Source organism: Paraplanobispora siamensis, from assembly GCF_016863175.1.
GTDB lineage: Bacteria > Actinomycetota > Actinomycetes > Streptosporangiales > Streptosporangiaceae > Planobispora > Planobispora siamensis.
On record NZ_BOOJ01000057.1, the window covers coordinates 109380 to 131484 of the forward strand.

22 protein-coding genes are annotated in these 22105 nt (G+C 73.7%); 13 read left to right on the forward strand and 9 right to left on the reverse strand.

Going from position 1 to position 22105, the window contains the following annotated elements; translation table 11 throughout:
* Positions 1-624: 624 nt before the first annotated feature.
* On the reverse strand, positions 625-1305 hold the full coding sequence (locus Psi01_RS32500) for a nucleotidyltransferase domain-containing protein (RefSeq protein ID WP_204067953.1): 681 nt from the start codon (positions 1303-1305) through the stop codon (positions 625-627).
* A 204-nt stretch (positions 1306-1509) separates the two neighbouring features.
* On the opposite strand from Psi01_RS32500, the gene Psi01_RS32505 reads away from it, so the two are divergent.
* From Psi01_RS32505 to Psi01_RS32540, 8 genes are all read left to right on the forward strand, one after another.
* On the forward strand, positions 1510-3492 hold the full coding sequence (locus tag Psi01_RS32505; protein WP_204067954.1) for a Xaa-Pro dipeptidyl-peptidase: 1983 nt from the start codon (positions 1510-1512) through the stop codon (positions 3490-3492).
* A gap of 66 nt (positions 3493-3558) precedes the next feature.
* Positions 3559-4326: a DUF4129 domain-containing protein gene (locus tag Psi01_RS32510; protein WP_204067955.1), complete on the forward strand. Its 768-nt coding sequence runs from the start codon at positions 3559-3561 to the stop codon at positions 4324-4326.
* Complete coding sequence (locus Psi01_RS32515; protein ID WP_204067956.1) at positions 4323-4715, forward strand: hypothetical protein; 393 nt, start codon at positions 4323-4325, stop codon at positions 4713-4715. Before Psi01_RS32510 ends, Psi01_RS32515 begins: the two co-directional genes overlap by 4 nt.
* Positions 4716-4718: 3 nt before the next feature.
* Positions 4719-5699, forward strand: coding sequence for an AAA family ATPase (locus Psi01_RS32520; RefSeq protein ID WP_204067957.1), 981 nt, complete (start codon positions 4719-4721; stop codon positions 5697-5699).
* Between the two features lie 88 nt (positions 5700-5787).
* Positions 5788-7053: a DUF58 domain-containing protein gene (locus Psi01_RS32525; protein ID WP_204067958.1), complete on the forward strand. Its 1266-nt coding sequence runs from the start codon at positions 5788-5790 to the stop codon at positions 7051-7053.
* Positions 7050-7709, forward strand: coding sequence for a hypothetical protein (locus tag Psi01_RS32530; protein WP_204067959.1), 660 nt, complete (start codon positions 7050-7052; stop codon positions 7707-7709). Before Psi01_RS32525 ends, Psi01_RS32530 begins: the two co-directional genes overlap by 4 nt.
* A gap of 9 nt (positions 7710-7718) precedes the next feature.
* Positions 7719-10805 carry a protein kinase domain-containing protein gene (locus Psi01_RS32535; RefSeq protein WP_204067960.1) on the forward strand — a complete coding sequence of 1029 codons (3087 nt, stop codon included), beginning with the start codon at positions 7719-7721 and terminating at the stop codon, positions 10803-10805.
* A 159-nt stretch (positions 10806-10964) separates the two neighbouring features.
* Positions 10965-11141 (forward strand): hypothetical protein, encoded by a 177-nt coding sequence (locus tag Psi01_RS32540; RefSeq protein WP_204067961.1) that lies wholly within the window; start codon positions 10965-10967, stop codon positions 11139-11141.
* A 60-nt stretch (positions 11142-11201) separates the two neighbouring features.
* Here Psi01_RS32540 and Psi01_RS32545 read toward each other — a convergent pair whose 3' ends face one another.
* The 5 genes from Psi01_RS32545 to Psi01_RS32565 form a co-directional block, all read right to left on the reverse strand.
* Positions 11202-11771 (reverse strand): TrmH family RNA methyltransferase, encoded by a 570-nt coding sequence (locus Psi01_RS32545; RefSeq protein WP_204067962.1) that lies wholly within the window; start codon positions 11769-11771, stop codon positions 11202-11204.
* A 73-nt stretch (positions 11772-11844) separates the two neighbouring features.
* Positions 11845-12483 carry a class I SAM-dependent methyltransferase gene (locus Psi01_RS32550; RefSeq protein WP_204067963.1) on the reverse strand — a complete coding sequence of 213 codons (639 nt, stop codon included), beginning with the start codon at positions 12481-12483 and terminating at the stop codon, positions 11845-11847.
* Positions 12484-12568: 85 nt separating this feature from the next.
* A complete protein-coding gene (locus Psi01_RS32555; RefSeq protein ID WP_204067964.1) occupies positions 12569-13516 on the reverse strand; it encodes a VWA domain-containing protein in 948 nt (315 codons plus the stop codon).
* Complete coding sequence (locus Psi01_RS32560) at positions 13513-14460, reverse strand: DUF58 domain-containing protein (protein ID WP_204067987.1); 948 nt, start codon at positions 14458-14460, stop codon at positions 13513-13515. Before Psi01_RS32560 ends, Psi01_RS32555 begins: the two co-directional genes overlap by 4 nt.
* 65 nt (positions 14461-14525) lie before the next feature.
* Positions 14526-15530 carry an AAA family ATPase gene (locus Psi01_RS32565; RefSeq protein ID WP_204067965.1) on the reverse strand — a complete coding sequence of 335 codons (1005 nt, stop codon included), beginning with the start codon at positions 15528-15530 and terminating at the stop codon, positions 14526-14528.
* Between the two features lie 104 nt (positions 15531-15634).
* Here Psi01_RS32565 and Psi01_RS32570 point away from each other — a divergent pair, with 104 nt between their 5' ends.
* The 3 genes from Psi01_RS32570 (at position 15635) to Psi01_RS32580 (ending at position 18165) form a co-directional block, all read left to right on the forward strand.
* Positions 15635-16405 (forward strand): hypothetical protein, encoded by a 771-nt coding sequence (locus Psi01_RS32570; RefSeq protein WP_204067966.1) that lies wholly within the window; start codon positions 15635-15637, stop codon positions 16403-16405.
* A gap of 91 nt (positions 16406-16496) precedes the next feature.
* Entirely contained in the window at positions 16497-17378 is an 882-nt protein-coding gene (locus Psi01_RS32575; protein WP_204067967.1) for a DUF2268 domain-containing putative Zn-dependent protease, read from the forward strand.
* Between the two features lie 148 nt (positions 17379-17526).
* A complete protein-coding gene (locus Psi01_RS32580) occupies positions 17527-18165 on the forward strand; it encodes a hypothetical protein (RefSeq protein WP_204067968.1) in 639 nt (212 codons plus the stop codon).
* Positions 18166-18239: 74 nt separating this feature from the next.
* On the opposite strand, the gene Psi01_RS32585 is transcribed toward Psi01_RS32580, so the two are convergent.
* Entirely contained in the window at positions 18240-18605 is a 366-nt protein-coding gene (locus Psi01_RS32585) for a YybH family protein (RefSeq protein WP_204067969.1), read from the reverse strand.
* 94 nt (positions 18606-18699) lie between these two features.
* Here Psi01_RS32585 and Psi01_RS32590 point away from each other — a divergent pair, with 94 nt between their 5' ends.
* Positions 18700-19584, forward strand: a complete 885-nt coding sequence (locus Psi01_RS32590; protein WP_204067970.1) for a LysR family transcriptional regulator — start codon at positions 18700-18702, stop codon at positions 19582-19584.
* 45 nt (positions 19585-19629) lie between these two features.
* Here Psi01_RS32590 and Psi01_RS32595 read toward each other — a convergent pair whose 3' ends face one another.
* Positions 19630-20274 carry a response regulator gene (locus Psi01_RS32595; protein ID WP_204067971.1) on the reverse strand — a complete coding sequence of 215 codons (645 nt, stop codon included), beginning with the start codon at positions 20272-20274 and terminating at the stop codon, positions 19630-19632.
* 84 nt (positions 20275-20358) lie between these two features.
* Positions 20359-21735, reverse strand: a complete 1377-nt coding sequence (locus Psi01_RS32600; RefSeq protein ID WP_204067972.1) for an FAD-dependent oxidoreductase — start codon at positions 21733-21735, stop codon at positions 20359-20361.
* An 87-nt stretch (positions 21736-21822) separates the two neighbouring features.
* Between Psi01_RS32600 and Psi01_RS32605 the strand changes: the two genes are divergently transcribed.
* The gene (locus Psi01_RS32605) at positions 21823-22035 is read left to right on the forward strand and encodes a hypothetical protein (RefSeq protein ID WP_204067973.1); all 213 of its coding nucleotides are present in this window, start codon (positions 21823-21825) and stop codon (positions 22033-22035) included.
* Positions 22036-22105: the final 70 nt, after the last annotated feature.

Here is a 22105-nt window from a genome sequence, read left to right on the forward strand (position 1 = left end):
TCACACGGCACCCCGCCGGAATCCCCTGCAGCACGGGCACCGACCGGCACACGGGACCAGAACCCTACCGGAGCGCCGCCGATAACCGATCAAGCTGTTGCGGACCTACCGGGCCTTGACGATTCCCTTTAATTCTCAATTTTCGGTAGTTCGGCTGATTGCGCGTATATGTGTCTTTCTGTGCGGAAGGGCGGCGCCACCTCAGTAGCACGTCTCGCAGGCCGCCGGACTGCGCATGGCCCTCATCCGGCCTCCCGCCGTCGCCGGGAGCCGCCGGCATCAGGGTGACCCAGGAGCCGGACGTCAGCCTGCAGACCCAGAAGTGGGAGCCGCGCTTCGCTCCCGGCGGTGCCGTCCCGCAGCTCGTCAACGCCAAGACCGGCCTGTGTGGGCATCAGGAACGGCTCCCCGCTCAGCGGCACCCTCCTGGAGTCGCAGGTCCTCAACGGCCTGGCCAGCCAGAAGTTCAAGCTGAAGTGAGCCCTCCGGCGCCGTGACGACCTCGCCGACGACCGGGCCGAACAGCGTGTCCCCGGGCTGCGGCACGGGCAGCGGGCTCTCGGCGAGGATCAGGGGCAAGCCCGTCGCCGGCCGGCCTTCGCGTGCTCGCCGGGGACGATCGCGTCACAGGAAGGCTTTGCGCACACCGGTCAGATAGTCGTCGACGGTCCGCCGGTCGGGGGCGGCGGGCAGGGCGCCCGTCTCGCCGACGCCCCGTACGGCCTCGGTCAGCTCCGCCTGCCAGCGGGTCACCTCCCCCCAGGGCACCTCGCCCCGCCGTACGGCCAGCAGCCGGTCGCGGTGCTCGTCCATCCGCACCAGAGGCTCGCCCTCGCGGGCCAGGTGCAGCCCGCTGATCAGAAGCCTGATCATGTGCATGGCCTGCTTCCACCTGGGCCGCTCGGGATCCAGGCGGCGGAACTGGGACTCGGCGTAGCCGGTGAAGGTCTGCTGGGCGCGCCGGGACAGGAAGGCCCGCCGGATCGCCACGAGGTCCTCGCCCTGCGGGGTGAGGTGCTCGGCGATCGGCGACCACAGGCACTCCAGGACCGTCGGGTTGGCCTCCAGCGCCAGCGCGCAGAAACGCTCGACCTCCCAGGAGAACTGCTCGGGGAGCGGCCCCTCGACATGGGTCGGCGGCTTGGTCAGCCGCCAGAACATCGGGGTCGGCGCGGCGAAGACCCCGCGCCGGTCGACGTCGGAGTCCGCGGTCTGCAGCCCGTAGGCGCGCGAGCCGACCACCACCGACAGGATCAGCCGGTCGGGGACGAAGCGCGTCTCCTCGTGCCCGTCGTTCCTTTCCACCCGTTCACCCTGCCAGCACGGCGGTCACGACCGGTACGGGTTTTCCGCGCCCGTGGGTCATCTCCGGCCGCCCCGCGGATCGTTCGCGGCACGCCGGGTGAACCGTCAATTCGTTACATCTTGGATCTTGCGGGAGAAGATCTGACGGAAGGACATTGACCGCAGGTGTCAGATTTTTCCATCGACCTTCCGGAGCACCCCTCGATGAACAGATGGAAGACCGTCCTCCTCGCGCTGGCGGTCGCCGTGCCCACCGGCGCGTTCCCGGCGGCCACCGCCGCCGCCTCTCCCACGCCCGCGCCACCCGCGCAGGCACCCGAGCCGATCCGGGACCAGGAGACCCAGCCGGTCTACTCCCGGGCCGACGCCCTGACCGAGACCGTCTTCGTCGAGGTGGCCGGGGTCGACAGCGACGCCGACGGCCGTCCCGACCGGGTCGCCGTCGACATCATGCGGCCCAAGGAGACCGCCTCCGGACTGAAGGTCCCGGTCATCATGGAGGCCAGCCCCTACTACGCGGGCGGCAACGACGTGGACAACCACGTCGTCGACCTCGACGGCTCCGACCCCGCGGGCATGGAGTACCGCCGCAACAAGTTCAGGGACCTGCAGCAGGACATGTTCGGCCGGGACGGGGACCCGTCGGCCGCCCGCGCGATCGCCCCGCCCTTCCGGGGGTACTACGACAACTACTTCGTGCCGCGCGGCTACGCCATCGCGCTGGTGGAGAACATCGGCTCGGGCCGCGCCACCGGCTGCCCGACCACCGGCCTGCCCAACGAGACCGCCGGGCCCAAGGCCGCCATCGACTGGCTCAACGGCCGCGCGAAGGGCTTCGACGCGGCCGGCAACGAGATCAGGGCCGACTGGTCCACCGGGAACGTCGGCATGATCGGCGTCTCCTACAACGGCACCCTGCCCAACGCCGTGGCCGCGACCGGGGTCAAGGGCCTGAAGGCGATCGTGCCGATCGCGGCCATCTCCTCCTGGTACGACTACTACCGTGCCAACGGCGGCGTCCTGGCCCCCGGCGGGTTCCAGGGAGAGGACGCCGACGTGCTCGCCCGCTACGTCCTGACCAGGGAGAACGGCCAGGAGGTCTGCGGCGCCCTGATGGACGCCATCGAGCGCGACCAGGACCGCGTCACCGGTGACTACTCCCGTTTCTGGCACGAGCGAAACTACCTGCCCGACGCGCGCAAGGTCCGGGCCGGGGTGTTCCTGGTGCACGGCCTCAACGACTGGAACGTCAAGACCAAGCAGGCCGCCCAGTGGTGGAACGCGCTGGGCGAGCGGGGCGTGGCCCGCAAGATCTGGCTGCACCAGGGCGCCCACTTCAACCCGTTCAACTTCGCCCAGCGCAACGCCGAGTGGCTGCGCCAGCTGCACCGCTGGTTCGACTACCACCTGTACGGCCTGCGCAACGGCATCCTGGACGAGCCGCAGGCCGACGTGGAGTACGGCCCCGGCCAGTGGGCCCAGCACGCCACCTGGCCGCTGCCCGGCACCCGCGACGTCCGCCTGCGCATGAGCGCCGGCTCCGGCGGCCAGAACGGCACGCTGGGCCTCGAGCGCGGCCGCGGCCGCGCGGTGGAGTCGTTCGTCGACCAGAGCGCGCGCACCGCCGAGCAGCTCGCCGAGAACGTCACGGCCACCGATCCCAACCGGCTGGCCTACCTGTCGGCCCCGCTGGCCAGGGACGTCCGCCTGTCCGGCACCCCGGAGGTCTCGGTCAGGGCGGCCTTCGAGAACGGCCGCTCGCCGTACCTGACGGCGCTGCTGGTCGACTACGGGACCGACGCCCGCGCCTACGGCCAGGTCGTCTACGGTACCGAACCGGTCTGCTACGGCCAGGGCGTCCCGGGCGACACCGGCTGTGCCCGGCTGGCCGAGCACGTCACGCGGACCGCCTCCTTCAAGATCATCACTCGGGGGTGGCTGGACGTGCGCAACCGGCACTCGGCGGCCCGCACCGAGCTGCTGCGCGAGGGACGGTTCTACGACTTCGACTTCGACCTGCAGCCCAGTGACTACGTCGTCAAGGCCGGTCACCGCATCGGCGTCGTGCTGCTGTCCACCGACCGCGACTTCACCCTGCGCCTGCCCGCCGGGACGGACGTCTCGGTCGAGCCCGGCGACAGCTCGGTGGTCCTGCCGCTGGTCGGCGGCCGTCCGGCCCTCGGCTGAGCGGGCTTGACGGCGTGCCGGGCACGCTGGTGTAGTGACCGCGACATGCGCCGCTCGGAGGGCACGGTGACACAACGACGGCGCGGGTGGGCGCCACCCGCGCTCGCCGTCGCCGGGCTGCTCGCGGCCGCCCTCGCCGCGGCCTCTATCGGCCGCGGTGAGGGGTTCGGGCCGGGAGGGTTCGATCTCGGCCTGGACCTCGGGCCCGCCGATCCGCTCCCCGCCGGCGCCCGGGAGAGGGGCGAGTCCCTCACCCGCGTCGAGGCGCTGGGGGAGTTCTCCTTCTGGACCGTGGTCGTGATCGCGGCCCTGCTCGCCGCGCCGATGGTCGTCATGATGATCAAACTGGTCCTGCGGGCCGGGGCCGCCGGTCGTGGGCGCCCCGCCGCGCCGCCGGACCCCGGACCGGAACCCGAGCCGGAGGAACCCGCGGAGGCGGCCCCGCCGCAGGAGACCCGGCGGGAGGTGCGCCGGGCGCTGCACGCCGGGCTGGCCGGCCTCGACACCGACGATGACCCGCGCCGGGCCGTGATCGCCTGCTGGCTCCGGCTGGAGCGCGCGGCCGCCGCGGCCGGCACCCCGCGCACCGCCGCCGACACCCCCGCCGACCTGGTCGCCCGGCTGCTGGCCGCGCACCGGGTGGGGCAGGGGGCGCTGGACCGCCTGGCCCAGGCCTACCGCCGCGCCCGCTACAGCCCGCACGAGGTGGACGACTCCCTGCGGGAGCAGGCCAGGCGGGCGCTGACCCGGGTGGACGCGGAGCTGGCGGCAGTGAGCGGGCGAGCCCCGGACACGGCAGCGCGGCGAACGCGGCCGACGCAGGAGGATGCGTGAGCGGCCTGTTGTGGCACGTCGCCGTGCTGGTGGCCGCCGGGATCACGGCCTTCGTCCTGCTGCGCCGGATCCCCTCCGGCGCGCCCCGGCCGACGGTGCCCGAGATGGAGACGCCCTGGCCCGCCGACCACGCGTTCATCGAGGTCCGCTGGTGGGAACGGCGTCTGGCCGCCGCCCGGGACGACCCCGAGCGCTATCACGCGCTCGTGCGCTCCCGGCTGGCCGACCTGGCCGCCGAGCGCCTGCGTCTGCGGTACGGCGCGCACGACCCGGCCCGCGCGAGGGAGATCCTCGGCCCCGACCTGCACGACCTGCTCACCGTCCCGTGGCGGACGGTCCCGACCCGCACCGAGCTGACCCGCCTGGTCGCGCGTATTGAGGAGATGTGACGGATGGATCCGGCCGAGGTCGGCAGGCGCGCCGGGGAGGTGCTCGACCGCGTCAACACGGTCGTGGTCGGCAAGCGCGAGGCGCTGGAGCTGGTGCTGGCCGGGATCCTGGCGGGCGGCCACGTCCTGCTGGAGGACTTCCCCGGACTGGCCAAGACCCTCACCGCCCGCTGCTTCGCCCAGACCCTGGGCCTGGACTTCACCCGGCTGCAGTTCACCCCCGACCTGCTGCCGGCCGACGTCACCGGGTCCTACCTGTACAACCAGCGCGACGGCGACTTCGTCTTCCGCCCCGGCCCCGTCTTCACCGACCTGCTGCTCGCCGACGAGATCAACCGCACCCCGCCCAAGACCCAGGCGGCGTTGCTGGAGGCCATGCAGGAACGCCAGGTCAGCGTCGAGGGCGTCACCCACGAGCTGCGGGCCCCCTTCCACGTGCTGGCCACCGCCAACCCCATCGAGTACGAGGGCACCTACCCGCTGCCCGAGGCCCAGCTCGACCGGTTCCTGCTGCGGGTCTCCTTCGGTTACCCGTCGGCGGAGGAGGAGCAGACGATGCTGCGCAGGCGTATGGCACGCCGGACCGAGGAGGCCGTACTGGAGCCCGTGGTCGACGCCGCCACGCTGACGGAGATGCAGCGCGCGCTGGAGGACGTGGCGGTGGAGGACTCGGTGGGCCGCTACATCGTCGAGCTCGTCGCCGCCACCCGCGAGCACCCGCAGGTCCAGGTCGGCGCCTCCCCGCGCGGCTCGCTCGCCCTGCTGCTGACCGCCCGCGCCCGCGCGGCCCTCGCCGGCCGCGACTACGTCGTCCCCGAGGACGTCAAGCAGGCCGCCCCGGCCGCGCTCTCGCACCGCCTGAGCCTGCGCCCCGAGGTGTGGCTGCGCCGCGTCGACCCCGCCGCGATCGTCGAGGAGATCTGCGCCCGCGTCCCCGTCCCCGACTCCGGCCGCCTGCCCACCTACACCGGGACCCCCTCGTGACCGCCTCCGTCCCCGGCTGTCCGCACCGGGATTCCCTCGTGACCGCCCCCGCCCGTGACCGCCCGCCCGCCCGCGCCGGGACCCCCTCGTGACCGCCCCCGCCGGGACCTGGACGACGACCCCGGCGTTCCGGCGTGCCGTCGTCCTGGCGGTGGGGCTGTGCCTGCTGGCGGTGGCCCTGGGGCGGGTGGACCTGGTGGTCGTCGCGGTCCCCTTCGCGCTGGGCACGGTGCTGTCGTTGCGCTCGCGCCCCCGGCGGGTCCCGCGGGCCGGGCTGCGGCTGGAGGAGGACACCGTCACCGAGACCGACCCGGTCACCGCGTCGGTGACGCTGGACGGCGACCCGGACACGGTCTGCGTCGTCCTGACGGCCGCCCCCTCGCTGGGCCACGACGCCCGCCCCAGGGTGGTGCGCCCGCCGGCCGCCGTCCCGTTGACCGGTATGGCGGCGCGCTGGGGCGTGCACGCCTTCGGGCCGGTCCGCGTCAGGGCCTTCGCGTGCGACGGGCTGCTGGAGGCGGCCGAGCGGGTCCTGCCGCCGAGGAACGTGCGCGTCCTGCCCGCCGCCGAGCCGTACTCCTCGAGGACCCCGGTGCCCCGCCCCGGCGGCATGTCCGGGATCCACCGCGCGCGCAGGCCCGGCGACGGGGGAGAGCTGGCCGGGGTGCGGCCCTACCGGCCGGGCGACCGGTTGCGCCGCATCGACTGGCGCACCACCCTGCGGGCCCGCGAGCCGTACGTGAACGCCACCCAGCCCGACCGCGACGCCGAGATCGTGATCCTCCTCGACGTGCTGCGCGACGCGGGCGGCGACGGCGGCGGCGGTCCCAGCGTGCTGGACGTCACGGTCCGGGCCGCCGCCTCGATCGCCGGGCACTACACCCACCAGGGCGACCGGGTGTCCCTGGTGGAGTTCGGGCCCCGGCTGCGGCGGCTGCCGCCCGGCACCGGGCGCCGTCACCACCTGCTCCAGCTGTCGTGGCTGGCGGAGACCCGGCCGATGCCCGGCGGTCACGAGTTCCTCGGCGACCGGATCCTGGCCGCGGGCACGCTCTCCTCCAGCACCCTGGTCGTCATGCTCACCCCGCTGCTGGACCCGCGCAGCGCCACCGCCCTGGCCGTGCTGGCCCGGGCACGGCGCCCGCTGGTGGCGGTCGACACCCTGCCGCCGGGCCTGCCGCCGCGCTCCGGCGGCGAGTGGTCGGAGCTCGCCGAGCGCCTGTGGCGCCTGGAGCGCGACAACACCGTCGGGCGCCTGCGCGAGGCCGGCGTGCCCGTGGAGGCCTGGCGCGGCTCGGGGAGCCTGGACGCGGTCCTGCGCGAGGCCGCCCGGGTCACGGCGGTGATCCGGTGAGACGCCCGGCCCGTGAGAGCGCGCAGGCGGGGGCGGCGATGACCTTCATGGTGCACTCGCTGGCCTGGCGGGCGCTGGTGTGGGTCACGGGGACGGCCGCCCCGCTGGTCGCCATGCCGCCGGACTACCGCGCCGGGCTGGTGATGCCGCTGTTCGCGGGGCTGCTGGCACTGCTGACCGCGGCCGAGCCGGAGGGCGGATGGGTGCTGCCGGCGCAGATCGTCACGGTGGCGGCCTGGCTGGTGACCACCGTCGTGTACGGCTACGCCCCGTCCCCGGCCGCGGGTCTGGTCATCGGCCTGCTGCTGTACCTGCACCACGGCGCGGCCGCCATCGCGGCCCAGATCCCGGTCGCGGCCCGCATCCCGGCGCCTGTCCTGGCCGCCTGGCTGGCCAGGACCGGGACGGTGAGCGCGGCCTCGGCCGCGGTGTGCCTGCTCGTCGCGGCGCTCACCGGCGCGGCCGGCGCCGCGATCCCGGCCGCGGCGGCGGTCGTGCTGGGGGCGGCGGGCGCGCTGGCCGTGGCCCGCGCCCTGCGGCAGACGGGCCGCGGCGCCGTACCCGGCCCGGACACCGGCGAACTCCGCGGCGGTGCCGTACCCGGCCCGGATCCGGGATCGCCGGATGAGCGGGACAGCTCCCTCCGCCGGTGGTAAGCCTGTGATGTGCGTCTGTGCAGAACGTTCCGCTACATCCACGAACCGCTGCACATGGACGAGGGCGGCGTCCCCATGCTCGGCAACGAGACCTTCGTGGCCGAGCTCAAGCAGCGCCTGCGCAAGTCCCGCGGCGGAACCTTCCTGATCACCGGGTTCCGCGGCGTCGGCAAGAGCACGGTCGTCAGCCGCGCCCTCGCCGAGATCGGGGCCGAACCGGGCGAGGTCACCGTCCCCATCGTGCTGAGCGTGGCCCGGCCGACCACCCCGGAACGCCTGCTGTTCGCCGTGGTGCGCAGGACCTACGAGGCCCTGAACGACCGCGGCATCCTGGAGCAGCTCCCCCCGGCCGCGCAGCGCGCCCTCATGCTGGCCCACATCCGCACGTCGTACGGGCTCAAGCAGACCCAGTCCGACGCCAGCGAGGTCAACGCGGCCCTGGGCCTGGGCATGGGGGAGGCGGCCAGGAAGCTGGCCGGTCCCCTCGGCTACATCGCGCCCAGCCTGAACCTCACCCGCAGGCGCACGCGGTCGCTGGCGACCGAGGCCTCGTTCCTGACCTACGCCGACACCGACGTCGAGCACGACCTGGACCGGATCGTGTCGCTCGTCGAGATCCCCGCGACCCGCGGCTGGTGGCGGCGCCGCGCGGCCAGCCGGGTCCACCTGGTGATCGTGCTGGACGAGGCGGACAAGCTCACCGGCGACGCCGAAGGGCTGGCCGCCTTCGAGGTGATGGTCAGCACGCTGAAGAACGTGCTGACCATGCGCGGCGTGCACTTCCTCATCGTGGCCGGAGCCGACCTGCACGACCGCGCCGTGCTGGACATCAGCAGGGGCAACAGCGTCTACGAGAGCGTCTTCGCCTGGCGGATGTACGTGCCGTGCATCTGGGACGCGCCGGAACGGCTGCTCACCGCCCTGCTGGAGGAGCCGCCCGAGGACGGGGAGCTCGAGCGGCTCGGCGCCTACCTGCGATTCAAGGCCAGAGGCGTGCCCAGGCGGCTGCTGCAGGAGTTCGGCGAGCTGGTCGCCTGGGAGGACGAGCAGCCGTACCTGCGCGTGGAGGGCGTCGAGGCGGAGCGGGTGGACTTCTACGCGCGGATGGAGGCGGTGCTCGAGGCGTACCACCGGACCAGCGGCAAGGAGCGGCTGCTGGCCGTGCCGATCGACAGGGACCGCTGGCGCATGTCGGCCTACTACATCGTGGACTGGATCCTGCGCAGCGACGGCGAGGCGTTCACCGGCCAGGACATCCTGCAGGCCGCCGGGGCCGGGCAGTTCGACCGCATGCTGGGCGTCTCGCACGCCGAGCTGGACCGGCTGCTCGGGCACCTGGCCGAGGAGGAGGTCATCAGGGTGGTACGGCAGTCAGGGGCGGAGGTCACCATGCTCGGCCGGGACCCGGCGACCGAGCCGACCAGTTACGCGCTCACCGACGAGATGCGGCAGGACCTGCTCGGCCTGGCTCTGCACAGCGAGACGGAACGGGCGAACCTGGAGGTCAAACTGCTGGTGCCGGCCACGGCCACGGCCGCGGGGGCGGCGGCCGAGCCCGCCTCGGCCGAGGGCGTGATCAAGGTGATCGGCGACCGGTACGACCTGGTGCAGGTGATCGGCCGCGGCGGGATGAGCACGGTGTACCGGGCGTGGGACCGCAGCCGCGGCGAGCACGTCGCGGTGAAGGTCCTCAACAAGCTGGACCCGGACTCCGAGTGGCGCTTCGGCCGGGAGGTCGAGGTGTCGCGGCGGCTCGACCACGACGGTGTCGTCCGGACCCTCGACGTCTTCCAGCACGACCCCGCGATCGGCTTCGCGCTGGTGATGGAACTGGTCGAGGGGCCGACCCTGCAAAAGCACGTCGAGACCGAGGGGCCGATGCCCGCCGAACGGGCGGCCGGCCTCGGGCTCCGGCTGGCGAACATCCTCCAGTACATGTTCGGGCGGGGACTGTACCGCCTCGACCTGAAGCCCTCCAACATCATCGTCAACCCGGACAGGGGTCCGGTCGTCATCGACTTCGGGATCGCCAAGCACCACCAGGAGAGCGAGTCCACCCTGATCACCGAGATGCCCATCGGCACCCCCGCGTACATGCCGCCGGAGGCGATCTCCGGGGGGACCCAGGACATCCGGTCCGACATCTACGCCCTCGGCCTGGTGCTGGCCTTCGCCTGCACCGGGCGCCCGCCCGCCGGCGCCGACTCGGTGGAGACGGTGTTCGCCCGGATCACGACCAACCGGCTCGACTTCGACGGCGTGCCGCCCGAGCTGCTGCCCGTGATCCGCAAGGCCACCCGGCTCGATCCCGCCGAGCGGTACGCGACGCCGTACGACCTGGCGGTGGAGCTGGCGGACCTCGCGCGGCTGCCGCCTCCTCCCGCGCCGCCGGAGCCGTCCCCGCCGGAGCCGCGTGCGCCGGAGCCGTCCCCATGGGAGCCGCGTGCGCCGGGACCGGACGACCCGGCCGTCACGGGACCGATCCGGACGACCGGCCGCCACGGGCCGGCGGCCCCGCCTCCGGGATACGGCACCGCGTCACCGCCTCCACCCCCGCCCCCATCCCCGCCTCCGCCGGAGCCCGTATCCGCTCCCGGGTACGGGTCCTGGCCGACGGCCTCCCTGGTGTTCGGGGTCCACTGTGAGAACGGGCACTTCACCGACGGGAGCCGGCCGGGCTGCATGGTGTGCGGCGCGCCCCTCGGCAGGAGCCTGACCCACTTCTCCCGGTCACGGCCCAGCCTGGGCGAGCTGGTCCTCGACGACGGCCGGCGGTTCCCGCTGGACAGGGGCTACGTCTTCGGCGGCGATCCCGGCGAGACGGAGCCGATGCCGCAGGAGGAGGGGGAGGAGCGACTGCCCGTGTTCGTGCCGGTGCCGGTCGCCGGCGCCGACCCCCGGCACCTGGTCGTGTATCCCGAGGAGTGGCGGGTCGTGGCCGAGGATCTCGACTCCGAGACCGGGACCGCGGTGCGCTTCGACGAGAACGCCGACTTCGTGAACCTGCCGCCGGGCACCGGCCTCACTCTGCAGCCGGGCATGTCGATCCGGCTGGCGGGCACGGCCACGATCACCTTCGCGGGCAGGACCGGGTGAACGGCCCGCGGACGACCCGTCCCGGGCGTGTCCCATCCCGGGCCGCGGGTCGTCCCGGACACCTCAGGCCGGGGCGTGGACCCTGAGGCGACCCTGGCTTGTCCCTGACTTCGGCCCGCCGCCCTGCCACCCGGCCGCGCGGGCGCCTACCGTGGAGGCATGGGACGAATTCTGCTGATCGTGGCGGCCGTGATAGTCGCCTTCATGCTGCTCGGCTCGGTGCTGGGCTTCCTGTTCGGCCTGCTCAAGTGGGCCCTGATCATCGGCCTGGTGGCCGTGGTCGTCATGTTCGCGGCCAAGCTCTTCCGCGGCGGCTCCTCCCGCGTCCGCGACTGAGGCCTCGCCCGCCGGGGCCGCGGCCCCGGCGAGGCCGGCCGGTCCGTCCCGCGGGCGGGGTCACTCCCCGTCCAGGGCGTGGACCGGCTCCAGGCCCGCCCACTCCTGGCGGCGGACCTCGGCCACGGCGATGGCGGCGGCCACCGCGACGTTGAAGGACCCGACCCGGCCGACCTGGGGGATGTAGCAGACGGCGTCGGCGGCCTCCAGCAGCGCCGGGGAGCAGCCGTGGTCCTCGCTGCCCACCACCAGGCACACGTCACCGGTCAGGTCGGCCGCGTGCAGGGGTACGGCGTCGCCGGTCAGCTCCACCGCCACCACCCGGAACCCCTCGGCCCTGGAGGCCCGGACGGCCTCCACCACCGGGACCGGTTCCTCCCAGGAGACCAGCCGGTCGGTGCCCAGGGCGGTCTTCTGGGCCTTGGGGTTGGTCGGGGGAGTGGCGTTGCCGGCCAGCCGGACGCGCTCCACCCCGAAGGCAGCGGCCGTACGGAAGATGGAGCCGATGTTGAACGGCCCGGTGACCGACTCGACGATCAGCGCCAGCCGGCCCTCGGTGCTCCTGCGCCAGGTGCGGTTGAGCCGCTTGACGTCGGTCGGCCGCAGCTGCCTGCGCGGGTTGGTGGTCATCGCTGCTTCTTCCCCGTCTCTCGTCGATCGCCTCGCCGTACGGCGGCACCCGCCGCGCCCGTTCTGACGCCCGTCACGTCGTCTTCCCCGTGGTCTCCTGCGGGCTCCCCTCGCCCGCCTCCCGCGCCCGCACCTGCAGGATCCGGTAGGACGAGCGGGAGGCCGCGCGGGTCGTCGGCCAGCCCCGGTCGTTCAGCCAGCGCTGCAGGGAGTCCGACCCCAGGTGCTTCTGGACCACCAGGTGGGCGACGCCGTCCGGGGTGAGCCGGGACAGCCAGCGGGTGAGCATGTCGTGCATGGCCGCCTTGCCGATGCGGATGGCGGGGTTGGACCAGATGGCCCGGAACCTGACGTCGGGCGGGACCTCGTCGACGTGCACTGACCTTACTTTGTCAAGGCCGGCGCTCCGGGCATTCCTCGCGCACAGCTCCACCGAACGCCGGTTGACGTCGACCGCCCACACCGTCGCCTGCGGGGCCCTGGCGGCCATGGTCAGCGCGATCGGCCCGTAGCCGCAGCCCAGGTCGAGCAGGTCGCCCCCGGCCGGGGGAGGGGGGACGCTCTCCAGCAGGATCCGCGTGCCCTGGTCGACCCGCTCGGGGGAGAACACCCCGCTGTCGGTCTCCAGCTTCAGATGCAGGTCGGGGAGGACCAGCGTGACCGCGCCGGGACGGCTGGCGGTCTCGGGGCGCTCCTCGAAGTAATGTGCCACGTGCCCATTGTCCCGCCTGCCGCGCCGCGCTCCGGACGCCCCGTCCGTCGTCCCCCGCCCGGGACGGTCGCCTCCCCGGCGGGGCTCAGGGAAGCCGGGTGCCCAGCAGGCCCGCCGAGACGGCGACCAGCAGCCCGGTCAGCAGCGCCGCCAGGACGAACCACTGGCTGATCTCCTGGTTGACCGTCCGGTAGCCCAGCGAGGTGCCGATCTGCTCGTAGACCGCGCGCAGCTCGGTCCCCGACTCGGCCTCGTAGGCCCGGCCCCCGGTGCCCTGCGAGAGGGTCTGCAGGGTGGCCTTGTTCACCGGGACGTTCACGTCGCGACCGTCGATGGAGACGGTGCCCTCCTGGGTGCCGTAGGCGATCGTGGAGACCGGGACCCGGGCGCTCACCGCCGACTCGACCGCCTCGGCCACTGAGCGGCCCGAGGTGTTGTCCCCGTCGGACAGCAGGACGATCGCCGCGGGCGGCGGGTCGGTGACGGCCTGCTGGTCGAAGGAGCGGATCGAGTCGATGGAGCTGAACACCGCCTCGCCGATGGCCGTGCCGGCCCGGGTGCTGAGGTTGCGCAGCGAGGTGATCACGGCCTGGTGGTCGGTGGTCGGGGAGACCACGACGCCGGCCGAGCGCGCGAAGGCCACCAGGCCGACGTTGAAGCGCTCGGGCAGGTCGGCGACGAACTTCTGGGCGGCGTCCTTGGCCGCGGCGAGCCGGTTGGGCGGGACGTCGGCGGCCTCCATCGACAGCGAGACGTCCAGCGCGACGATGATCGTGGCCCGGTCGCGGGGGACCCGCACCGAGTCGGCCGGGCGGGCGGCGCCCAGGACCAGCAGGCTCATCATCAGCAGGAACAGGATCGGGGTGACGTGCCGGCGCCAGCCGGGACCCGAGGGGGTCACCAGGTCCAGCAGCGGGAGGTTGGTGAAGCGCACCGCGTAGCGCCGCCGGGCGAACTGGGCGGCCACGTAACCGGCCACGAGCAGCACGAGCAGCGCGAACAGCCACAGCCAGGCCGGGGAGAGGAAGGTCACCTGTTCGCTCCTGCCGTCGGGTGCCGGTGCGCCATGTGGGCCGTGTGACGCTGCCTGAGCACGAACTGCGCGATGTCGAACACCCAGTCGCGGTCGGTGCGCAGCACCAGGTGCGCCACGCCGCAGCGCCGCAGCGCCATCCGGGTGATCTCCCGTTGCGCGGCCGCCGCCTCGGCGTAGGCCGCGCGGACCTTGGGGGTCAGACGGACCCGGCGGGCCCGGCCCGACTCCGGATCGGTCAGGTCGACCATGCCCACGGCCGGCAGCTCCAGCTCACGCGGGTCGATCACCTCGACGGCCAGCACCTGGTGACGGGCCGCCAGGCGGCGGATCGGCCGCTCCCACGGCAGCTCCAGGCCGGGGTCGAGGTTGGGCTCGGCGTCCAGGAAGTCGGAGACGATCACCCGCAGGCCGCGCCGCCGCCGGGCCGAGGCCAGCACCTCGATCCCCTCCGCGAGGTCGGGGGCGTCGGCCACCGCACGGCCGCGGGGCGCGGCCATCAGCGAGTTGAGCAGGCCGTACAGGGCGGGGCGGCCGCCCCTGGCAGGCATCCGGTGGATGTACTCGTCGTGCAGGACGTAGGCGCCGAACCGGTTGCCGGCCCGGCCGGTCAGGAACCCGATCGCGGCGATGGCGGCCACCACCAGCTCCCGCTTCTCCATGCCGGCGGTGCCGAAGTCCATGCTCGGCGACAGGTCGGCCAGCGCCCAGGTCTCCAGCTCCCGGTCGGCGATCAGGTCCCTGACGTGGGGCACGGTCGTGCGGGCGGTCACCGACCAGTCCATCCTGCGGATGTCGTCCTCGCCGGGGACGTAGACCCGGCTGTCGCCGAACTCGCTGCCGGGCCCGGGCAGCAGGCCCTGGTAGGAGCCCTGCAGCAGCCCGTCCAGCCGCCGCACGACGGTCAGCTCCAGGCGCCGGAGCGCCTGCTCGGCGGTGCCCAGGGCGCCGCCGCGCGCCGCGGCCCCGGGGGCACGCGCGCGCCCGCCGTCGTTGCGGGGACCGGGGGTCACCGGACACCCTGGTTCCAGACCACCAGGGGCGGCGGCACGGCGGCGAGGATCCGGCGGACCACCTCGTCGGGGTCCAGCCCGTCGGCGATGGCGTCGAAGGTGAGCATCAGCCGGTGGGACATCACGTCCACGGCCACGTCGCGGATGTCGTCGGGGAGCAGGTAGTCGCGGCCCCGCAGCAGGGCCAGGCCGCGCCCGGCGGCCACCAGGCCGAGCGTGGCGCGGGGGCTGACCCCGATCTCGATGATCTCGTCCATGTCGGACAGGCCGTACTCGACGGGGGAGCGGGTGGCCATCACCAGGCGGACGACGTAGTCGGCGACGAGCTGGTGCACCGAGACCTGGTCGGCGAGGTCCTGCAGGGCGGCCAGCCGCTGCGGGTCGAGCACCGGCCGCGGGGCGGGCGGCGCCACGCTCATCCGGTGCAGGATCTCCAGCTCCTCGTGGGCGCTGGGGTGGGTCACGCGGACCCGGAACAGGAAGCGGTCGCGCTGGACCTCGGGCAGCGGGTAGACGCCCTCGGACTCGATCGGGTTCTGCGTGGCCAGCACGATGAACGGCCTGGGCAGCGGATGGGTCTGGCCGGCCAGGGACACCTGGCGCTCGGCCATGACCTCCAGCAGCGCCGACTGCACCTTGGCGGGCGCGCGGTTGATCTCGTCGGCGAGGAGGAAGTTGACGAACACCGGCCCGAGCTCGACGTCGAACTCCTCGCGGGAGGGGTGGTAGACCCTGGTGCCCACGATGTCGCTGGGCACCAGGTCCGGGGTGAACTGGATGCGGGCGAACGTGCCGCCCACCACGGTGGCCAGGGTGGAGGCGGCCAGGGTCTTGGCGACTCCGGGCACGCCCTCCAGCAGGCAGTGGCCGCGGGCGAGCAGGGCGACGAGCAGCCGTTCCACCATGTGCTCCTGGCCCACGATGACGCGGCGGACCTCCGACAGGGCCTCGCGCAGCAGGCTCGCGTCGGTCTCGCTCGGCAGTTCTTCGGCGACGGTCATGCAGATATTCCACCAAACGGGACGCCGCTCGGGGCGGCTTGCCGGATCCGGATTTCCTGTTAGTACCCCATGGGGAGGAAGTGCGATCGCCTCCGTGTGCTTTCATGGCAGACGTGGCCAGTCCGCTCCAGTACGGTGACCCGCCCCGTCTCGGGCCTTTCGTCCTGCAGGCACGCCTGAGAGTGGGGCCCGCCGGACTGGTCTATCTCGGACAGGGGCCCGACGGCCGGGCGGTCTCGGTGGCGGTGCTGACCAAGGGCGCCGCCCAGGACCCCGCGGCCCGCGACCGCTTCGTCACCGCCATCCAGGAGGCGGGCGTCGCCCGGGGCGGGATCCGCGGGTGGGTGAGCAGGGCGGCGCGCGGCCGTACGGCGGTGGCCGACGCGGCCCCGCCCGTGCTCGCGATGGGCGGCGGGAGCGCGCCGTGGGTCGCCACGCCGTACGAGCCCGACCGGGCCGGGGCCGAGCGGTTCCTGGAGCCGGTGCTGGTGCGCGGCACGCTGATCGGTGAGCAGCACGGCCCGGACTTCGCGCCGCACTGGGTGGGCGATCGCACGCCCGCGCTGCCCGCGCCGCCCAGGGGCGCCCCGCCGGCCACCGAGACGCGCAGGTCGGTGATCATCGCCGGGGTGGTGCTGACCGTCCTGCTGGTGCTGCTGGCCATGATGCTCTGGATGCTGGTCCGCCCGGAGGACGACAGCCGGCGCTTCCCCTCCCAGCTGCCGGAGACGGAGTTCGTGCCCACCCCGCCGCCCGTTCCGACGACGCCCGCGCCGGGACAGGACACGCCCACCCCCTCGCCGTCGCCCACCGAGAGCGGCACGGGCACACCCGGCCCGGAGCCGGGCGAGAACGACGCCGACGGCGCGATCTGAGGCGGGGGAAGCCGGGCCCGGGAGAAGACGGGAAGAACGGGGCCGGAAACGACTTGAGCCTCACGTAACGTGAGTTTCTAGCCTCGTGCGCATGGAACTCATCGTTCACGACACCCCGCAGGTCATGCTGGACCTGATGCACCTTCCCGTCGAACGGCGCGCCGACGCCCTGCGCGACATGTTGGCACCGATGCGCGATGCCGTCCCCATGCCCGGTGACCTCGTCGACCTGCACCACGGAGGCGGCGGCTTCCGGGTCGACCGCGACGACGAGCGCTACCTGCCCGCGCTGCGCCGCCTGGTCGAGGAGGACGTCCGCGGCCAGATCGAGCGCACCGTGCAGGCCGCCTGGCGGCGCCTGACGGAGGCGGTGCCGGACATCAAGGGGCCGGACACCCTGCAGGTCATGTTCGTGCTCGGCAACCCCGACGAGGAATACCTGATGAACACCGCCGGAGGTTACTACGGCATGGGCGGCTCGCCGGGCTGGCTGTACCTGCTGGCCTGGCCCGCCGACGAGGTCATCGGCCGCATCGCGCACTGCGCGGTGCACGAGTTCCACCACCAGGTGCGCTACTGCAACGTGGAGTGGAACCCGATGACGGTGACGGTCGGCGAGCACATCGTGGCCGAGGGGCTGGCCGAGGCGTTCGTCCGCGAGCTGTCGGGCCCGCAGGCCATGGGCCCGTGGTCGTCGATGGTGACCGGCGAGGCGTTCGACCGCGCCTACGAGAAGATCACCGCCGACGCCGGGCGGACCGGCATGATGAACACCCCGGCCTACGTGCTGGGCGACACGGCCGCGAGCAAGTTCGGGCAGGAGCCCGTCGGCATCCCGGACATGGCGGGGTACGGCGTGGGCCTGCGCATCGTCGACGCGCACCTGGCCGCCTCCGGGCTGAGCGTGGCCGAGAGCACCGTGCTGCCCGGGGCGCAGATCCTGCGCGCCGCCGGGGTGGCCGTCCCCGCCTGACCGGGGTCGCGCGGGCCGCGGGCGGTACCCGGCTCGGGACGGCCGCCCGGTGCTCCCTTCGGGGACGGCCGCCGCGCCCGGGGGCGTGCGGAGGCCGTCTCAGCCGGTCGCAGGCGGTTCACAAGTGCCGACGTGCACAATTGTCGGCGTGACTCGTACGCGGAAGACCGGCAACCGGCCCCGGCGGCGCCCCCGCAAGGGCGCCGTCACCCGGTCGCCGGGGACGACCATGACGCGCGAACCGGAGCGGGCGCCCGCGGCGCCGCCGGAGCGCCGTGGGATCGGGATGACCGTCTGGACGGCGCTGTGCCTGCTCATTCCGGGGGCCCTGCTCGTCTGGCTGGTGGTCATGGTCGTCGGGGCCGTCACGCCGGAGCTGGAGGCGGCGCTCGGTGACGCGGGCACGCCGGGCACCGCGACCGTCGTGTCATGCGAGCCCTACACGGTGGGGACCGGGCGGTCGAAGCGCACGAACTACGACTGCGAGGCGCGCTTCGTGTTCGACGACCGGTCGCGGCAGCCGATCGTCGTCGACACCGTCCCGGACGTGGAGGTGGGCGAGGTCTTCCCCGCCGTGCTGACCCCGGAGGGGGACCGGGTGCTGCCCACTGAGGCGCGGGGCGTGTGGCGGGCGGTCCTCCTGTTCAGCGCGCTGCCGTTCGCGCTGACGCTCATCGCCTTCCTCGCCGCGCTCATGATGCGGGTCAGGAAGGCGATCATCTGGACCGGCGCGCTGGGGCTGCCCCTGCTCATCCTGGTGATCGTCGGAGCCGTCGTCGGGACGTGAGCCGTCCCGGGCCCGCGGCCCGGGGACCGTCCCGGGCCGCGGGCCGTACCGGAACCGTGAGGCCGTACCGGTCCTCAGGCGTCCGGCCTGAGGAACTCCGGCTGGTCCAGCACGCGCAGCCAGCTCCCGTCGGGCTGGCGCCGTACGACCTGGGCCCGCGCCCCGGCCCCGTCCCGGGGCGGCGTCGAGGTGAGGGCGAGATCCCCGCTGACCAGCGTCGGCAGCGGCGTCTCCGGTTCGAAGCGCGGCCGGCCGGCCGGCACCTTCTCCCACAGCTCCCGGATCGCGGCGCGTCCCACCGTCTGACTGCCCGGCGGATAGGCCATCACCGCGTCCTCCTCGTACAGCGCCGCGACCCCCGCCGCGTCGCCGGCGTTGGACCGCTCGACGAACAGGCGGGTGATGTCCTCGGGCCGCATGGCCTTCTCGTATCCGGTCATGGAACCTCTCCCTTCTTTCGGTTCCGTTCCAGCCTGCTCGGCGTTCTTCCAGAAGTCCAACAGATAGATCAGATCAAAGCTAGAATCAGCAGTTATGGAACTGCGGCAACTGGAGTACTTCGTCGCGGTCGCCGAGGAGCGGAGCTTCACCCGCGCGGCCGAGCGGGTGCACATCAGTCAGTCCGGCGTCAGCGCGCAGATCCGCCGTCTCGAACGCGAGCTCGGCGCCGAGCTGTTCGACCGCTCGGCCCGCGTGGCCACCCTCACCCCCGCCGGTGAGGCGGCGCTCGGGCACGCCCGCGCCGCGCTCGCCGCCACCGGGGCGCTCGGTCAGGCGGTGGGGGAGGTGAGCGGCCTCATCCGGGGACGGCTGACGGTGGGGATGGTGACCGGCTGCACGATCACGCCGCTGTTCGACGCGCTGGCCGCCTTCCGCACGGCGCACCCCGGAGTGGAGCTCACGCTGCTGGAGGACGCCTCCGACCGGCTCGTCGAGGAGGTCCGCGGCGGCGAGGTCGACCTGGCGCTCGTCGGCACCGCGACCGCCCCCGAGGGCCTGGAGTCCCTGACGATCATCAGCGAACGCCTCGTCGCCGCGGTCCCGCCCGGTCATCCCCTGACGGAGCGGGACCGGATCACCCTGCGGGAGCTGGAGGGCCGGACGATCGTGTGCATGCCCCGGGGCACGGGGCTGCGGACGGTCTTCGACCGGGCCTGCGCGGCCCGGGGCCTGCGGCCGGCCGTCGCGCTGCAGGCCGGCGCCGCCGACGCCATCGCCGACCTGGCGGCGCGGGGACTCGGGGTGGCCGTTCTCAGCGAGTCGATGGCCGAGCGCTATCGGGACCGGCTCACCGCCCTGGTCATCGCCGACGCCCGCGACCCCGCGCTGCTGGCGCTGATCTGGAGGGAGGGCCCGAGTCCGGCGGTGCGCGAGGCGCTGCGGTGCTGCCGCCGCGCCTTCGACGTGACGACCGGCTGACCCGCGGGACCCGGATCCGCCGGTGTCCCCGGTGTCCCCGGTGTTTCAGCGGGCGGAGACGAAGCCCGACTCGTAGGCGGCGATGACGGCCTGGGTGCGGTCGCGCGCCTCCAGCTTGGCCAGCACGTTGCCGACGTGGGTCTTGACCGTCTCCGGGCTGACGACCAGCTCGGCGGCGATCTCCCCGTTGGACAGCCCCCGGGCCATCAGGCGCAGAACGTCGCCCTCGCGCGAGGTCAGCCGGTCGATGCCGGGAACCGCCCGGGAGGCCGTACCGCGCCGGGCCGCCAGGGTGCGGATGGCCGCGGGGAACAGCAGGGAGTCGCCCGAGGCGACGGTGCGCACGGCCTGGACCAGCTCGTCGGGCCGGGTGCGCTTGAGCAGGAAGCCGCTGGCCCCGGCCCGCAGCGCCTCGTAGACGTAGTCGTCGTTCTCGAAGGTGGTCACCACGACGATCTTGGGCGGCTCGGGCAGCGCGACCAGCAGCCGAGTGGCCTGCAGGCCGTCCATCGCGGGCATGCGCACGTCCATGAGCACCACGTCCGGCCGGTGCTCGCGGACCACGGGCACCACCGCCGCCCCGTCGGCGGCCTCGCCCACCACGGCCAGATCGGGTTCGGAGCCGATGATGATCCGCAGCCCCGCCCGGATCAGGTCCTCGTCATCGGCGATCACCACGCGCACCGTCATGATCCCCGAGCCTAGCCGGGCGGTACGGCCGGCCGCGCCGCCCGGACCCGGCGGTCCCGGGCGGGCCCGCGCACGCCGGGACCGTCACGGCCGCGTGCGCGCCGGTTCGAGGCGTTCGGCGGCCTTGCGGGCGGCGATCAGGACGGGGTCCCACACCGGGGCGAAGGGCGGCGCGTACGACAGGTCCAGGCCGGTCATGTCCGCCACCGTCATCTCGTGCCAGATGGCGACGGCCAGGGCGTCGATCCGTTTGGCGGCGCCCTCCCGGCCCACGATCTGGGCGCCCAGCAGGCGGCCGGTCGCACGGTCGGCGATCACCTTGGTCGTCATCCGCATCGCGCCGGGGTAGTAGCCGGCGCGCGTGGTGGACTCCACCGACTCCTCGACCGTCTCGAACCCGGCCCGCGCCGCCTCGGCCGTGGTCAGGCCGGTGCGGGCCACCTCGTATTCGCAGACCTTGCACACGGCCGTGCCGATGACGCCGGGGAAGCTCGCGTACCCGCCGCCGATGTTGATCCCCACGGCCCGTCCCTGTTTGTTGGCGTGCGTGCCGAGTGCGATGGCCACCGGGCGCCGCGAGACCAGGTGGAAGGTCTCGACGCAGTCGCCGGCCGCCCAGACGCCCTCGGCCGAGGTGCGCATCCGCCGGTCGGTCCTGATGCCGCCGGTCGGTCCCACCTCGATGCCCGCCTCCCGGGCGAGCGCGCTGTTGGGACGGGTGCCGAGGCCGAGGACGACCAGGTCGGCCGGGACGGTCCTGTCCGCCGTGCGCACGGCGGTGACCCGGCCGTCCTCGTGGTGCAGCTCCTCCACCGGCTCCCCGAGGTGGATCTCGGCCCCCAGCCCGCGCAGCGCGTCGGCGACCATGGCGCCCATGTCCGGGTCCAGCGTGCCCATCGGCTGCGGCCCCGCCTCGATGAGTGTGACCTCCAGCCCGCGCTTGAGCATGGCCTCGGCCATCTCCAGGCCGATGTACCCGCCGCCGATCACCACCGCGCGGCGCGGCCTGCGGGACTCCAGGGCGCGCAGCAGCGCGATGCCGTCGTCCAGGGTCTGCACGCCGTGCACCCCCTCGGCGGTGGCGCCGGGCAGGTCGGGACGGCTCGGCACCGCGCCGGTGGCCACGACCAGCTGGTCGAACGGCTCGCGGCGGAGCCCGCCGTCCTGCGCGCGTACGGCGACCGCCCGCCGCTCGAGGTCGATCTCCACGACCTCGCTGCGCAGGCGCAGGTCGATGTCCATCTCGTCGCGGAAGACCTCCGGCCGCCGCGCCACGAGATCCTCGGGGTCGGACACCTCGCCGCTGACCAGGTAGGGGATGCCGCAGGCCGAGTAGGAGGCGTGCCGCCCCCGCTCGAACACGACGATCTCCAGATCCTCCCGCCCGCGCCGCTTGCGCGCCTGGGAGGCCGCGCTCAGCCCCGCGGCGTCTCCGCCGATCACCACCAGCCGTTCCGTCATGCTCTCTCCCTTCCCCCTCGATGATCCTCTCTCTGCCCCGGCGGAAGGGTCTTGAGTCGAATCGCGATCTCGGGGTATGCACAACGGATGAGCAAGGATGAGGAACTCCAGCAGGTGGAGGCGGACCTGGAGCGTCTGCGCGCGGAGGTCACCGCCCTGCGCGACCAGCTCGGCGATCTGGGTCCCACGGACAGCGTCGAGCGCTCACAGCTGATCTACATGGCCGACGAGCAGGAAGGCCTGATCAGCGAGTTGGAGGCCCGGCGGGAGGCGCTGCTGAGCGCGTCGGGCGAGGGATGAGAGCCGCTCAGGCCGCCGTCTCCTGCCATGGCGCGGTGTGCAGCAGGCCGTCGATCTGCCGGGCGGGCGC

What these genes read in the sequence shown, in the direction of transcription:
- Psi01_RS32540 (WP_204067961.1), top strand. Translation starts at nt 10,965, where the DNA reads ATGGGACGAATTCTGCTGATCGTGGCGGCCGTGATAGTCGCCTTCATG.
- Psi01_RS32605 (WP_204067973.1), top strand. Translation starts at nt 21,823, where the DNA reads ATGAGCAAGGATGAGGAACTCCAGCAGGTGGAGGCGGACCTGGAGCGT.
- Psi01_RS32570 (WP_204067966.1), top strand. Translation starts at nt 15,635, where the DNA reads ATGGCAGACGTGGCCAGTCCGCTCCAGTACGGTGACCCGCCCCGTCTC.
- Psi01_RS32575 (WP_204067967.1), top strand. Translation starts at nt 16,497, where the DNA reads ATGGAACTCATCGTTCACGACACCCCGCAGGTCATGCTGGACCTGATG.
- Psi01_RS32585 (WP_204067969.1), bottom strand. Translation starts at nt 18,605, where the DNA reads ATGACCGGATACGAGAAGGCCATGCGGCCCGAGGACATCACCCGCCTG.
- Psi01_RS32545 (WP_204067962.1), bottom strand. Translation starts at nt 11,771, where the DNA reads ATGACCACCAACCCGCGCAGGCAGCTGCGGCCGACCGACGTCAAGCGG.
- Psi01_RS32520 (WP_204067957.1), top strand. Translation starts at nt 4,719, where the DNA reads ATGGATCCGGCCGAGGTCGGCAGGCGCGCCGGGGAGGTGCTCGACCGC.
- Psi01_RS32600 (WP_204067972.1), bottom strand. Translation starts at nt 21,735, where the DNA reads ATGACGGAACGGCTGGTGGTGATCGGCGGAGACGCCGCGGGGCTGAGC.
- Psi01_RS32565 (WP_204067965.1), bottom strand. Translation starts at nt 15,530, where the DNA reads ATGACCGTCGCCGAAGAACTGCCGAGCGAGACCGACGCGAGCCTGCTG.
- Psi01_RS32505 (WP_204067954.1), top strand. Translation starts at nt 1,510, where the DNA reads ATGAACAGATGGAAGACCGTCCTCCTCGCGCTGGCGGTCGCCGTGCCC.
- Psi01_RS32595 (WP_204067971.1), bottom strand. Translation starts at nt 20,274, where the DNA reads ATGACGGTGCGCGTGGTGATCGCCGATGACGAGGACCTGATCCGGGCG.
- Psi01_RS32590 (WP_204067970.1), top strand. Translation starts at nt 18,700, where the DNA reads ATGGAACTGCGGCAACTGGAGTACTTCGTCGCGGTCGCCGAGGAGCGG.